The sequence below is a fragment of the Natronocalculus amylovorans genome (assembly GCF_023638035.1).
Taxonomy (GTDB): Archaea; Halobacteriota; Halobacteria; order Halobacteriales; family Haloferacaceae; genus Natronocalculus; species Natronocalculus amylovorans.
Genome location: NZ_JAKRVX010000003.1, coordinates 23351 through 37153 on the forward strand (window position 1 = coordinate 23351; position 13803 = coordinate 37153).

18 protein-coding genes are annotated in these 13803 nt (G+C 51.8%); 8 read left to right on the forward strand and 10 right to left on the reverse strand.

The window, feature by feature from the left end:
- Positions 1-22: 22 nt before the first annotated feature.
- The 4 genes from AArcSt2_RS08165 to AArcSt2_RS08180 all read right to left on the reverse strand — a co-directional run bounded on the left by AArcSt2_RS08165 (position 23) and on the right by AArcSt2_RS08180 (position 2190).
- Entirely contained in the window at positions 23-262 is a 240-nt protein-coding gene (locus AArcSt2_RS08165; protein WP_174653933.1) for a UPF0058 family protein, read from the reverse strand.
- Between the two features lie 93 nt (positions 263-355).
- On the reverse strand, positions 356-826 hold the full coding sequence (locus AArcSt2_RS08170) for a YeeE/YedE family protein (RefSeq protein ID WP_250583838.1): 471 nt from the start codon (positions 824-826) through the stop codon (positions 356-358).
- Positions 823-1314, reverse strand: coding sequence for a YeeE/YedE family protein (locus AArcSt2_RS08175; RefSeq protein ID WP_174653931.1), 492 nt, complete (start codon positions 1312-1314; stop codon positions 823-825). Before AArcSt2_RS08175 ends, AArcSt2_RS08170 begins: the two co-directional genes overlap by 4 nt.
- A 72-nt stretch (positions 1315-1386) precedes the next feature.
- Positions 1387-2190 carry an N-acyl homoserine lactonase family protein gene (locus tag AArcSt2_RS08180; protein WP_250583840.1) on the reverse strand — a complete coding sequence of 268 codons (804 nt, stop codon included), beginning with the start codon at positions 2188-2190 and terminating at the stop codon, positions 1387-1389.
- A gap of 87 nt (positions 2191-2277) precedes the next feature.
- On the opposite strand from AArcSt2_RS08180, the gene AArcSt2_RS08185 reads away from it, so the two are divergent.
- Complete coding sequence (locus AArcSt2_RS08185; protein ID WP_250583842.1) at positions 2278-3678, forward strand: serine/threonine protein kinase; 1401 nt, start codon at positions 2278-2280, stop codon at positions 3676-3678.
- Positions 3675-4403: a hypothetical protein gene (locus AArcSt2_RS08190; protein ID WP_250583844.1), complete on the forward strand. Its 729-nt coding sequence runs from the start codon at positions 3675-3677 to the stop codon at positions 4401-4403. The genes AArcSt2_RS08185 and AArcSt2_RS08190 overlap by 4 nt, the downstream gene beginning before the upstream one ends.
- On the opposite strand, the gene AArcSt2_RS08195 is transcribed toward AArcSt2_RS08190, so the two are convergent.
- From AArcSt2_RS08195 to AArcSt2_RS08215, 5 genes are all read right to left on the reverse strand, one after another.
- Positions 4396-4800, reverse strand: coding sequence for a desampylase (locus AArcSt2_RS08195; protein ID WP_250583846.1), 405 nt, complete (start codon positions 4798-4800; stop codon positions 4396-4398). The two genes, AArcSt2_RS08190 and AArcSt2_RS08195, sit on opposite strands and share 8 nt — an antisense overlap.
- 37 nt (positions 4801-4837) lie before the next feature.
- Entirely contained in the window at positions 4838-5986 is a 1149-nt protein-coding gene (locus tag AArcSt2_RS08200; RefSeq protein ID WP_174653926.1) for an acyl-CoA dehydrogenase family protein, read from the reverse strand.
- Between the two features lie 61 nt (positions 5987-6047).
- Complete coding sequence (gene menE, locus AArcSt2_RS08205; protein ID WP_250583848.1) at positions 6048-7739, reverse strand: o-succinylbenzoate--CoA ligase; 1692 nt, start codon at positions 7737-7739, stop codon at positions 6048-6050.
- A gap of 48 nt (positions 7740-7787) precedes the next feature.
- Positions 7788-8216, reverse strand: a complete 429-nt coding sequence (locus AArcSt2_RS08210; RefSeq protein ID WP_174653924.1) for a universal stress protein — start codon at positions 8214-8216, stop codon at positions 7788-7790.
- 46 nt (positions 8217-8262) lie between these two features.
- Positions 8263-8538, reverse strand: coding sequence for a DUF7964 domain-containing protein (locus AArcSt2_RS08215; protein WP_174653923.1), 276 nt, complete (start codon positions 8536-8538; stop codon positions 8263-8265).
- 107 nt (positions 8539-8645) lie between these two features.
- Here AArcSt2_RS08215 and AArcSt2_RS08220 point away from each other — a divergent pair, with 107 nt between their 5' ends.
- The 6 genes from AArcSt2_RS08220 (at position 8646) to AArcSt2_RS08245 (ending at position 13247) form a co-directional block, all read left to right on the forward strand.
- The gene (locus tag AArcSt2_RS08220) at positions 8646-10271 is read left to right on the forward strand and encodes a flippase activity-associated protein Agl23 (protein ID WP_250583850.1); all 1626 of its coding nucleotides are present in this window, start codon (positions 8646-8648) and stop codon (positions 10269-10271) included.
- A 66-nt stretch (positions 10272-10337) separates the two neighbouring features.
- Positions 10338-10613: an ArsR/SmtB family transcription factor gene (locus AArcSt2_RS08225; RefSeq protein WP_174653921.1), complete on the forward strand. Its 276-nt coding sequence runs from the start codon at positions 10338-10340 to the stop codon at positions 10611-10613.
- Positions 10614-10718: 105 nt separating this feature from the next.
- Positions 10719-11024, forward strand: coding sequence for a DUF8036 family membrane protein (locus AArcSt2_RS08230; protein WP_250583852.1), 306 nt, complete (start codon positions 10719-10721; stop codon positions 11022-11024).
- Positions 11025-11595: 571 nt separating this feature from the next.
- Complete coding sequence (locus tag AArcSt2_RS08235; protein ID WP_174653919.1) at positions 11596-12582, forward strand: transcription initiation factor IIB; 987 nt, start codon at positions 11596-11598, stop codon at positions 12580-12582.
- Positions 12583-12647: 65 nt separating this feature from the next.
- Positions 12648-12827, forward strand: a complete 180-nt coding sequence (locus tag AArcSt2_RS08240) for a DUF7836 family putative zinc-binding protein (RefSeq protein ID WP_174653918.1) — start codon at positions 12648-12650, stop codon at positions 12825-12827.
- 180 nt (positions 12828-13007) lie between these two features.
- Positions 13008-13247 carry a UPF0058 family protein gene (locus tag AArcSt2_RS08245; RefSeq protein ID WP_174653917.1) on the forward strand — a complete coding sequence of 80 codons (240 nt, stop codon included), beginning with the start codon at positions 13008-13010 and terminating at the stop codon, positions 13245-13247.
- Positions 13248-13339: 92 nt separating this feature from the next.
- On the opposite strand, the gene AArcSt2_RS08250 is transcribed toward AArcSt2_RS08245, so the two are convergent.
- Complete coding sequence (locus AArcSt2_RS08250; RefSeq protein WP_174653916.1) at positions 13340-13762, reverse strand: DUF555 domain-containing protein; 423 nt, start codon at positions 13760-13762, stop codon at positions 13340-13342.
- Positions 13763-13803 lie beyond the last annotated feature (41 nt).

The window sequence follows — 13803 nt, forward strand, 5'->3', positions numbered from 1 at the left end:
GGGGTTTTCTTCTCGATGCTACTTATCGGGCATGAACACTCTCGGTGGACTGTTCAGTGTCGGTTACTGCCGAAGCGAGAAGCGACGCAAGAAGGAGTACCGCTTCTTCGTGTCGGTCACGTCGAACACGGAAATCCACTGGTGTGATGTCAAGCGATCGGTAAGGTTCAAAATGCGCAGATGAAACAACCTCACGGCTCACAAGGTCTTCGACCAACTGCGCTAAGAGCGCATGCATGTGCATCAACTCGTTCTTTTTCACTGTAGGGGTACTACGTTGTGCACGCGGGTAAATCCAACGACGAGTGTCGTGAAAATCATGGATTTTGAGACGTGTAACACCGAATTTGTCTATTTAATCTGCAGGCTGTCCACTCATAGATTCGGCCTTGGCTTCTCGCAGATAGCCTTGGAGATATGCACCAATAAACATCCCAACGATTCCATACAGAATTGCAGCATTTCCGATTCCCAAACTTGCATATGCTGCACCGGGACAGATGCCGGAGAGGCCCCATCCAACACCGAAAATTGTGCCTCCGTACATTACATTTCTGTCCATTGATTTCAGCCGTCGAGCATATCGCTTTCCGGTCAACGGTGCTGATCGCCCCGATTGTGATGCAACGAAAATCGTTGTCCCAACGACCGCTGCGGCACCACCCATGACAAACAACAACCCAAGATCAGAGAACTGCAAAAAGGCCAGTACAACTTCCGGACGGGCCATCTGACTCATTGCCAATCCAGCACCAAATATGAGTCCGCCAACAAAGATGAGCGGTAAAAATAACGGATGCTGCTCGTGGTCCTTTTGAGCGCTCATGGGCTCACCCCCAGTGCCATCACAAGCTGTGCGACACCAACTGCAACAATCATGAATACCGCGACGTTTGCGATCGATGTTGATGAGCCGGAACCAACACCACAGACGCCGTGGCCGGAGGTACAGCCCTTACCGAGTCGTGTTCCAACGCCAATCAGAATTCCACCAAGAAAGAGTCGCCACGGCTGGACCTCAGTTGTCCATCCAAAGTCACCCGCAATGAGCGAGTAGCCCGCTGCTCCGGCTACAATTCCGAGTGTGAAGACAACACGCCAATCGCGTGAGGCAATGAATTTCGGCTGCTGGAATCGCGAGAGCTTTGAGACGTACGAAAGCGTTGATTCAAGAAATGTGCTGGCACCTGCAGGGATCGCCGTGCCAAGATAGATAACAGCTGTTCCCAGTCCGATCAGGATCCCACCCAGAAGATAGTGGCTAATCCCGTTAGGAAACAGCGTCTCAACCAAGAGTGGTACTGTCGCTGTCATTACCATCTTTCAGGTATCGAACCCCGAAAAGGTTGCTGTGAGCGTGCTTGTTGCCGATCTCTGTCAGAGCAACTACATCGAAAATCGGGCAGCAAGCCGTTCGAACACATCCAAATCGTGCCCATACAGTACTGCTGCGTCTGTCTGGCGCTCAATCTCTCGCAGTCGCTGACGACTCTCCTGCCAGTGAAGCTGGCTCCACATCAGTCCAGGACCGAGCGGCGCACCATCGTGGTAGTTTGCCTCAACATACGCTTCATCACCCGCAATAAGGAGTGCCTCCCCACCATCTATCGAGAGCTCTGCACCAAGCAGACCTGGTGTGTGTCCCGGAAGATGGAGCAGTTTGAACCCTGGCGCGAGCGTGTGGGTATCCCCCTGAACGAGTTGCCAATTATATGCCCCCGTGAAATCTGCGTGAAGGTATGCGATCGACCCGGCTGTCGTTGTCGCACTCAGATGCGCAAATGGGAGCTCATCCTCGTGTACGTATATTGGCGTCTCTGTACCTGCAAACTGCGATAGCTCTCCAGCATGATCGAGGTGCAGGTGACTCATCACTACCGCATCGATGTCTTCGATGCGATATCCAACCGTTTGGAGATCGGATTCAAGCGATCGGTCCGTAGCATTGTATGCTTCAAATGCATCATACAACGGCTCCGGCCAGTATGTCTCCGCATTTGGTGGACAGCCGGTGTCCCACAGGAATGTTCCATTCTTTGTCTCAATGACCGCAGCCCACACCACGAACTCACCAATTTCGTGATCCGGGTTTGGAGCACTTGCGCTTGCCATACTGTACCCGCTGATTACATATCCCATATCTGCACGGACACGACCTCGATCGACGAGTGTTACTCGTGGACTATCCATAGGTAAAATACGACGTACAAACTGATGAACCCAGTTGCCGAAAGCCGAACAGTATTTGTGTTGTCTATGAGACATTCATGAATAGAGATGAATCTGAGTCCTGATGCCCAGATTGCTGAACGCCTGCTCTCGGATGTTATGGACTATCCAGCGGAGCTTGGCCAGCGCCAACTCCGACACATGATCTCACTGTTGGAGAGTGAAGACCCACAGGCACGACTCAGCGCATCTTGGGGAATTGGACTCGCAGTTGAGCATGATCCCTTGATTGTTGATTCGAACACCCGACGATTAGCACGAGCAGTTGAGAGTGAGGTCGCTGAAGCTGACGCACTCCGCACAGTCTCATACATTGCAGAACACAGGCCACAGATGGCAAAACGGATACTTGACATTGCAGATATCGACCCCGATCGTGTCAACGAGATCGCCCCGCGCATCATCCACGGATACAAAGAGTGGGAGCCAAGCGGTGATGCTACTGTTATTGGTGGGCGTCGTTACAACGGTCCGATTGCTCCACAAGAGACTGACACAGCCGCGAACACCGATGAAGAGACATCCGATGCATCGCTTCAGCAGCAATCTCCCCGATCACCATCCTCCGGGGAATATCCACCAACAGCTGCTCCACCGACGCCTGAAACGCGTCCGATCTCTTTTGAAGAGTTCACCGAGATTGAGACACTCGCTGAAAAACCATGGCTCACGCTCCGTAAAGTCAGCTATCAAGCCTATGGAAACGTCTACCCTGCAATTCTCAAACAGTTCCATCATAGCGTCTCGTTTGGAAGCTCATCAGGATTTGACTCGGAGATGCACTTGTGGGAGAGGCTCAGCGAGCACCCTGCGGTTCCAACCGTCGTTGGATGGGGTGAATTCCCAACCTCGTGGGTTGCGCATGAATATACTGGCGGTGAATCCCTCGCCGATCGACCGGGAGCAATTCCAGTTAGTGAGGCGCTTTGGATTATTGAGCAGATTAGTGATGTCATACAGTATGCGCACAATTACGGGGCAACACATGGGGGATTAACACCGGAGACGATCGAATTCGTCGAGCTATTTGGCGATCAACACGGCGATCCGTGGGATTATCCAAAAGTCACCAATTGGGGGGTTGGACGGCTGTTTGATGATAAAACACGTGCACCACTCAGTCAGATACCGGGACATGCAGCACCGGAACAGATTCAACCTAACCGATTCGGATCCATTGATGCAGCGACCGATATCTATCATCTTGGGGTGATCGCATATCAGGCGCTTACTGGGCGGCCGCCATACGTTGGTGAGACGGATGCGGTTCTCCGAGCGGTACTTGAATCGGAGCCGGAGCCAGTCACCCGATACAACCGATCGATTCCAGATGCGATCGGACCAATTATTCAGAAATCCATGGCAACATCGAAGGTTGAGCGATATGAGACCGTACAGGCATTCAACCGTGACCTCCGCAACATTATCCGAACGGCTGGTGGTCAATGATGGAGCAAGCGGTTGTCACTCCTGGAACAGGCGGTCTCACACGGTTTGTTGCATCCGTCCTACTTACGGTCTCGTGTTTTGGGGCATCTTACTACGCTGCAGGCAGTGCACGTCACTCAACGTTCAGTACTCTGTTGTGGCGATATCTCTCGCTTGCGACAGCCGTGGGTGGATTATTTGGTGTGTTTTCAATAATTGTCACGATCGGTATTGGTGGCGCAACACTTGTGGCTGTCCGTGGACTGTTTGGACTGTTTTTCATTATCTTCCTTGCCCTCTCGATGCGAGAGCTGTACTATCAAGCGCCATATCGCAGCAGTGAGTCTGATGGGTGGATCTCACTTACTCGTGCACGACGTCTTGAAACCATATTCATGGTGATTGTGGTCATTGAATTCAGCATCGCCATTCTCATCGGTCTCACCAGAGTTAGCCAAACCATCCAACTCTTTGCGAGCCTTGGATTCACACTGTATGGTGTTTCGTTCGCACACAGTATGCGCAATGAAACGCTCTCAAGCGGAACCGTTATTGACTCTGTACTAACGTACACAATTGCAGTCCTCTTGTGTATCGGCATTGGATTCGCTGTCGAAAGCGGTGCCGTAGTGGGACTTCCCGACACAACCATTGACAGTGCAGTCAACATCCTCACCGTGATGGGTGCTTCTTTCCTTATTTCACTAATTATCCGACTGAAGCAGAATGTTGAGGCAGTTAAATAATCGACACATTTCTTTTTGAGAATTCGTGCCCATCCCAGTCCCACGCAGTTACTGTCTGTGTCGGTTCGAGTGACACAATAACGTAAACCACATCGGGCCATGTTGCCAACCTTTTATCAGTTTCACTCGGCTCTGCTGGACCACATGGATGTGAGTGGTAGAACCCAATCAGCTCGCGTTGTTCCTCTATCGACTCGATCGCACGCAATTGTGCTTGGGGTTCAAGTTCATATCGAATTCGCGGCTCGGCTGCCGTATTCGAGACTGAAATGAGTGTCGTGACAGTTGCATCGTTCCCAGACCAATACCCACCGAGAACCCCACACACCTCACGTGGTGCACCATGCTCTGCCCGTTCGAAAAGCCAGCGTCGTTGATCTGCAGACAGCGAAAACACACCAAACCTACGCTAGTGGGAAATAAAGGCCTATGGCTCAGCGACTCTGCCGATAGATGAGGTTTCGCTGCACTTCGTTTGCGCCTTCGTATATCACTGGAATCCGCACATCACGGTAGACTCGTGCAATTCGGCGCTCGGTAAGGATCGATCGGCCACCGTGTAGCTGCATTCCTCGCTCTGCACACTCGGTTGCGACCTCCGTTGATTTGGTTTTCGCAAGTGCAGCCCAGTAGCCCGCGTTGTCATGATTTGCGACCTTCTCGCACGCACGCCAGTTGAGCGCCCGTGCTGATTCAAACTCAAGATGCATATCCGCGATTGAGTGCTGGACTGCTTGGAACTCGTTGATTGTCCGACCAAACGCATCACGGTCATGAACAAACGCTTCCGCCTCTTCGATCGCGGCCGCAGCAAGTCCAAGACCATGTCCACCAACAATCACACGTCCATGATTGAAGAAATCCGCAAGCATGTAAAACCCACCACCAGCAGTCCCAACGACGTTTTCTTCCGGAACAAAACAGTCCTCAAGAACGATGTGCCCCTGTTTTGAAGCTCGCATCCCCATCTTCTCCGGAATATGTTCGGCGTTGTATCCCTCAGTGTCTGTTTCGACAATAAAGAGCGAGTAGTTGCTGTATCGATCGTCTAGGTCACCCGTTTTTGCATAGACGGTGAGCCAGTCTGCTTCGACCGCATTGCCAACCCAGTATTTCTCTCCGTTGAGTTCATAGCCACCATCAACTTTCGTGGCCGTTGTCTGCATTCCTGCAAGGTCAGATCCGGTCTCCGGCTCCGACACTGCAAGCCCTGAAATTTGATCGTTTTCCGCAACCGGGCGGAGGTAGTTTTCTTTCTGTTCCTCACTGCCGTATTTTTCAACGAGCTCACAGCCAAAGCTTGCAAGCTGAAGCGTCAGTGCAATGCCTGCGTCTGCACGATAAAACTCCTCTGCGATCGCAAGGATCTGTGCAAGATCAAGCCCTCGACCACCATACTCTTCGCTGATATCTTGGGCGATGAGTTCGGCATCCATTCCTGCTTCAAGAATTTCCCATGGATACTCACCACTGTCAAAATACTGCTGTGCGTTCGGTGCAATGTGCTCGGTTGCAAACTCACGGGCCTCGTGTTTTACGTCCCGTGCGTGCTCTGGGACGATACTGTCATCGAGTAGTTCCATAGCTACTCTGTGGGTGCTATGGTAAAAACAACCATGGAATCACAATAAACAGATTGATTGTTTATTCTTGTACGGACTCGTCAGTATCGCTCTCGTTGCTCTGTGGTTCTGTCGGTTCCGTTGTCGTCTCTTCTGTTTGGGATTCTGGTGTGTGGGCCTCGCTATTTTTAGTCTCTTCTGCTGTGGCAATGTCGTCTGAAACAAGCTCATCAGGAACGAGTACATCGTCACTTTCTGCATCGGGAATCTGGTGTGCCTCACGGATCGATTTTGCAAATGAAAGAAGCTGTTCTCGAACGGTGCTTCGGTCGATCGTTCCTGAGACCGTTCGAGGAATTTCATCGGTAAAGGTCAAAAACCGAGGGAGTTTGAATCCGGCAAGCCGTTCACGACAGAATGCATCGATGTCGTCCGCAGAGACTGACTCATCACTTCGACAGACGAGTGCAGCAACCCGTTCATTCCATGTTTCATCAGGAATACCGACCACCGCTGCATCAGTGATTGTTGGATGCGAAAGTAGTACCTCAACGACCTCTCCTGGATCGACGTTTTCACCGCCGGTGTTAATCCGATCGTCAACACGGTTGAGTATATATAAATAGCCGTCATCGTCTTCATATCCAATATCGCCAGTTCGGAGCCCATACTCACAGAATGCCTCCGACGTTCGCTCTTGATCTTGGTAGTAGCCCGGTGTCACTGTTGGGCCACCCACAATAATCTCACCCTGCTCTCCCGGTGACACCGGCTCATCATCAGAATCAACAATCGTCACATCTGTCCACAGGAGCGGTCGGCCGACTGTATCTGGTCGTTCAAACGCCTCAGACTGGCGTGCAGTGGCTATCTGCGAGGCGGTCTCGGTCATTCCATAGGTTGGAAACACCGGAACAGAGTAGTTTCGACATCGATCAATAAGTGCCGTAGATGCAGGTGCACCACCAAGAAGCACAACGCGAAGCGAGTCCGAAAGCGTCCCTCGACTATCAAGCATCGACAATAGCATTGTTGGTACAAGCGAAACAATCGTCACACCATGGCGATCAATATCGTCTGCAGTTCTGCCTGCCTCAAACTCCGATCGAAGAACAACGGTTGTGCCATACAGTGTTGACCGAAATAGCGGCGCAATTCCACCCATATGAGCAAGCGAGAGTGTGACAAGCCATCTGTCAGCTGGGTCGATACCCAATTTGAATCCGGATGCAACTGCACTTGCGAGAAGATTCCCCATGGTGAGTGTCACAAGCTTTGGTTTTCCCGTTGTTCCAGAGGTTGATAACAGCAGTTGCGGATCAGACCGCTCCCACTCGTATGGCTCGATCTCCGCTGGTTCGGTCTCTGGAATTGATGCGACACCTTCCCATTGTGGCTCATCAACCGTTGCGACCGGTGTCTCACCCGCCGCTTCAACAGCGACCTGCTCTGTTTCTGCGCTACAGACAACCAATGCTGAATCGCTTCGTTCTATCCGATCAGCAAGCTCCCGTGGTGTGAGCCGATTGCTGAGAGGAACAATCGTTAATCCAAGCCGCATTCCTGCATGGAATAGTCCTACAGCAGTGACTGTGGTTGGCAGCAAGAGTGCAACTGTATCGGTCTGTTGGATACCAAGCGCACAAAGCCGCCCCGCGGCTTCTTCAACCGCTCTATCAAGTGCCTCATAGCTCCACGTCTCGTCATCGTCTGCAGAGACGATTGCAGTTGCATCAGGGGTTGCACGCGCACGGTGCGTCAGCCAGTCACGCATTGCGTCGAGATTTGTGGGCGGTCACTACACTCTTTCCCTTCATCGGAGCTATTCCTCCTGCCGAACAGTGAGCACTGGTACGTCCGAACTCCGTACAACACGCTCGGTAACACTTCCTAGGAGGTAGCGATTGAGCCCTGTCCTCCCATGTGTTCCCATTACTATGAGATCGACATCGCTCTCATCGGCATACTCCAGGATCTGTGCATGTGGTGCCCCGTGGGAAACTGCGGTTGTAACAGTTACTCCTCGTTCGCGCCCAGCATCTTCGATCGCACCAACCGCACGTTCTCCCTCTGTTTTTAATGAATCAAGGACAACGTCAGCTCCCGCTTCAAGCGACGCATACATCGACCCATCAATAACGTAGAGCGCATGTACCGTCGCGCCGTACCGTTCGGCTAGGTTGAGCCCATGCTCACACGCTGCATCTGCTGCGGGGCTTCCGTCTGTTGGGATCAGGATTGAATCGTACATACCCGATAATCACAACCAGCATACAAAATCGCATCGCCACTTAGGGCTACATTTTTTTAATCGCAGCCACAACCGCGTCTTCACACCGCTTAAGGCCATCAAACCGGGTTTGTTTGTCAGTTGTATCGACTGTTTTGACGACTTCCCATCCATCTCCAGTGAGTGCCAGCCCTTTGACCCACCTCTCGGTTGCAATAATCAGTCCCAGTGTTGGACCTGATTCAGCAGTCGCGATTACAAGAGAGAACGCATCCGTCCGGTTGAGTTCTGCAACATCTCGCTCCGTAAGGGCCCGGTTTGGAAGGGTCGAAAGGATACTCATAGCTTCATTTTCAGCTGGCAACACATGTCTTTCACGGTCACAGCCGGTGTCTGCTGCCCGTTGTGAACCAGAAAGGTTCTATTCCTTGCTCTCACTGTTCGATACATATGCGACGTCCCCGTGTCCGTCTCGATCGGACAGTTCAAGCAATCTGTGTAATTGCAGTGGTTGGACTGTTGCTCCGCCTTGGTGGGCTTGGTACACGACCGTTCCATTGGGATGAAGCCCGCGTTGGATATTGGACGCTTAGATATCTTGACAGCGGGGCGTATTCGTATCGTCCGGTTGCTGGTGGACCGCTCTTATATCACCTCAACGAGTTTTTGCTTCCACTTATCGGCACCACAGACGCCACTGCACGGCTTTCAGTTGCCATTGTTGGCGCACTTACACCGTTTTGTGCCCTCTTATTTCGAGATCGACTCCGAGAGGATGAGACGATCGCAATCGCTTTTGTCCTTGCGTTTACACCGCTCTTGCTCTACTATTCGCGCTTTCTTCGTGGTGACCTTCCGGCTGCGATCTTCATGCTTACAACCGTTGGGTTTGTCGTTCGGGCGATCGACCGATCGGACCATCGTTATTTATACGCAGCTAGCGTTTCCCTCGTGGCTGCGCTAAGTGCCTCCGCATTTGTGGTTGTCCATCTGCTCTGTTTGGCAGTCGTGTTGGTATTGACATTTGATCACCGACGTGTTCGCGGCAATCGTGCACGCACCGTCCTCTCAGACCTTCGAGCTGGTGTAACAACGACTCAAAATTGGGGGACACCGCTTGCACGTACGTTCTTTGTGTTCCTTGGCACATGGACCCTGCTGTTTGCCCCACGCGGAACGGACTGGACCTCTCTAGACGGAATCGAACGGCTCCTTGCTGGGACCTATATTGAACCTATTTCACTCTTTCGTGCGGTTCGAGTTGCGAATCACGATGGTCACGAGTTTCTACCGTATATGACTGATGCTGCAGGGACACTTCTTGCGGTCTCACTTCCAGTTGTATTGCTCGCAGTTGTCGGGTTCGTCGCCGACCGATACGGTGTCTTCAGTTCGAATGGTGCTCGATCGATTGTCACACTCACCGGTCTGTGGGCACTGTTTGGATTCTTGCTATTCCCAACACTGAGTGAGGTGAGTGCCCCGTGGGTACTTGTTCATATCATCGTCCCGCTTACAATTCCAGCAGGTATTGGACTTGCAGCACTTGTCCGATATGGGAGCCATGGCGCACACACGCAAAACCCTGCTCCGGTTGCGATTGCCGCTTTACTTCTTGTCTCAGGTGGAGTCGTTGCCGGGGCAACGATCGCAGATGCTGTCTACGGAGAGCAGACTGCAGAGAATGATCTGTCTCAGTATGCACAGCCAACAGATGATCTTGAAGCAATTGTTACGGCCGCATCTGCTGTCCCCTCCGAGGGTGACTCCCCAACCACGGTCTACGTTGGCGAGCAGTTTGTTATGGAGACGGAGCCAATACAGCCGCCGATACAGGGTGCTGAAAACCGCGCCGCATTTGCTGAACGCCTCCCGATTGTGTGGTACACCGAACGGCTTGGTGGCACCACTGAAAGCGTCGCAACACCGGCTGATATTACAGGCTCACCATCTGTTGTGGTCGCTGCACCTGAACACCGATCGGAACTTGACGACCAACTGCAGGCGTATGATGCAACGACGTATCAAACCGGATTGTGGGACCGAGAGGTTGTTGTGTATGTCCGACATCAGTGAGGCGGTTATTGCACGCAAATTCCCGTGTCGATGGAATTACTATCTTGACTGTTGAAAGATCATTCAATGGAGGCAGTCCTCTGGTATGTGTTGACCGGAACCCGTGGCGGAGCGAACCGCGTGCGGATTCTTCGGGCGCTTAATGAGCGGCCGCGAAACGCCAACCAGCTTGCAGAGGCGCTGTCACTCGATTATAAAACGATCAGACATCATCTGGATGTCCTCGTAGAAAACGGCATTCTACAGAACAGTGGGAACGATTATGGCGCAGTGTATCTTCCGAGCGATCGTGTCCGAACGCATTGGGACACCGTTGAGACAATTATTGGGCAACTAGAGTAAACAGATGACTACTATAACGAACAGAACACAGACTGAACTTCTGGGAGGTATTCGGCATGAATTTGGGAAAGCCGTTATATCCTCACAACAGGTAGAGGCAACATAATGAGTGTGTGGTTCGATATTGCGCGTATCTCAGCAGGACTTAACATTGTGCTGTTAGGTGCGCTGCTCTATATTTGGGGGCGGAACTACGTTGAGTTCCGATCAAAACACACGCTTGGGCTCCTGCTATTTGCACTCTTTTTGCTTGCAGAAAACGCGCTCAGTCTCTACATCTACGTCGTTGATCCAACGCTTTCAGCGTGGTTTGCAAGCGACGTGCCTGCGATAGCATGGCGGGGGATGATGGCATTGCACGTGCTCGAGACGATCGGGCTCACGTTCCTTGTCTGGATCACGTGGGACTGATCCTCGGCGATGCTGTACTCCTTCCTAATCGTTCATCTCATCGCACAGTATCCACTTCGTCGCGGTAGCTTTTCAAACCCGATCGGTGTGGCTGGCTCTTGGGCTGAATTTGGGTCTCACTCAGGTTGGAATGCGGAAAAATCCCGCTTCATATTTTTGAAGGTGGGTGCTCCATACGACAGCGCATGCCAGTTCGACAACGAGCACGGATACCCACGAATAGGCAACGGCTTCCTGCAGTGAAGAAGCGTCAACGGCACAACGATCGTCGTTGTCATCGTGATAGTGGCGCTCCCTAGGGAAGTTACGAGCACGACATAACTGAAGTGTCCAAATATTTTTATATTGAACTCTGTTTCTCTTGACGATATATTTAATATTGTGTGCAACCAGTGAGCAATGCTAACACGGTATGTAGTAACACCGCCTAATCCGTCGCTGGCTGCGTCTTTTGAGACATTTTAGAATAGGTGCATTTATATGCTCTGAACACATTACTTGTAGTAAGGACATTCCCCGATAAACGGCTTCTCTTCTTCTACATCTGTCACGGGTCGTCCACGAAACTATCATGAGTGAAAGTGAAACCAACATCCGAACCTATAGTCGAACCGACGAGTCAGAGACGCGATCGGAGCGCGAGCGTGCACAGGAATCGACGACTACCTGCCCAGAATGCAGTGGTCGGCTCCTGACTGACGAAGAACATGGCGAAACCGTCTGCAGCGATTGTGGATTGGTCGTCGAAGATAGCGCGGTCGATCGCGGGCCAGAGTGGCGTGCGTTCGACTCTGCAGAACGCGATTCAAAATCCCGCGTCGGTGCACCAACAACGAAGATGATGCACGACAAAGGGCTGTCAACCAACATCGGCTGGCAGAACAAAGACGCCTACGGAAAGTCGCTCTCCTCACGACAGCGCCAGCAAATGCAACGGCTCCGTACCTGGAACGAGCGCTTCCGCACCCGTGATTCGAAAGAGCGCAACCTCAAACAAGCGCTCGGTGAGATCGATCGCATGGCATCCGCGCTTGGACTGCCAAAGAACGTTCGGGAAACCGCATCAGTGATCTACCGCCGTGCCCTCTCGGACGATCTGCTCCCTGGCCGATCGATCGAAGGCGTTGCGACAGCTGCGCTCTACGCAGCTGCCCGTCAAGCAGGGACCCCCCGGAGCCTCGATGAGTTCACCGCGGTTTCACGTGTTGATAAGATGGAACTAACGCGGACATACCGCTATGTTGTCCGTGAACTCAAGCTGGAGGTCCAACCAGCAGATCCAGAGAGCTACGTCCCACGGTTTGTCTCTCGGCTTGGTCTCTCCGAAGAGGTCGAACGAGAAGCGCGTGGCCTGCTCCGAGGTGCGAAAAACGCAGGTACGACGAGTGGCAAATCACCAGTCGGCCTTGCAGCAGCGTCAGTGTATGCTGCAGCCCTGCTTGCAAACGAAAAAGTCACACAGAGCCAAGTGAGTGAGGTTGCTGACATCTCTGAAGTGACGATTCGAAACCGATACAAGGAACTTCTTGAGGTCGATCACGGCGATCTGTTTGCCTGATACAGAGATAATGCGTGTGAAACACACGCAAACTTTTACTCGATAGCGCCCGTCATCTGCTTCGTATGGTCGAAGCATTTGTCCGATTAGTCTGCCCAGAATGTGGTAAAGAATGGCAAGAAACACCAACTGACTTACCAGAGGTGCGAAAGAATTTCTCTTGCCCTGCATGTCACGCAACACGGCGACTCTCGGAATTTATGCGTACCGACCGAGACCTTCGCGCCGTTAAACAGTTCCAGTAGGCAGGTACTACCGGACTTATTGAATACTGCTATTGGACTAACACTAATAAGCCATGCTATCAAATGTCATGACAAGCAATATCTGCCAATAACGGCTATTTTGATCGCTCTATTCAACGTTGTGTGTTAACTCATATCAAGATAATACTATAACCCCTCGGTCGTTAGAACTCATCGCACATGAAAAAACAGGAGCTCATCCATCTGCACGGTCTTCTTTCAGAAGTACGAAATCAGTGTCAACACTGGGAAGGAGATCTCGATCTTGAAGCGTATGAGACGCTTGGTGTAAAGCCGACATCAATTCACAAGTCAAAAACTGATCACAAAGCCGCTGTTTTTAAACTCGCTGAGGGAATTACTGGATCGATGCAACAGGCAGAAGCCGAGCCTGAAACTGTCGCTCCAACTGCAGACTAAACATACGACGACACCTCCTAACGAATGTTACAATCCTGAGCGAGTGCTCTATTTAACACATCGATCCTCGAAAATACTATACTCGGTGGTGTCTACTCCGACGATTCGTCCGTTTTTGGGCTACCGATCGACACATCTTCATCCTGTTCATCTGTTTCCTTTTCATCAGCGGAATCCTCATCTGGAAGTATCTCCACAGACAGCACTTTCAGCGGGATGTTATGGAGTCGTTGCCCGATTTCTTTTCGCGCAATCCGACTTGCGTGCTCTTCTCGTTCAACATTGTACACCGTCATTTCTAGCTCCAGTGCGACAAGCGCCTCATCCGCCGCAATAAACGCGGGCGCCATCTCATCTCCGGATGGTGATGTTCGCATTGTCATATTAATCTCGACATAGTTGAGATCGGGATTGAGCATATCGCCCGTCTTTGAGATTGCGATCCGGACAGCCTCGTCCGTGCTTGCAACGTCGTACACTGGAACAGCGGCCTCAACGACGACTCGGCAGTCCATAGTGAGTATACATACCACACCAAGGAGTATGAAACTTCGCC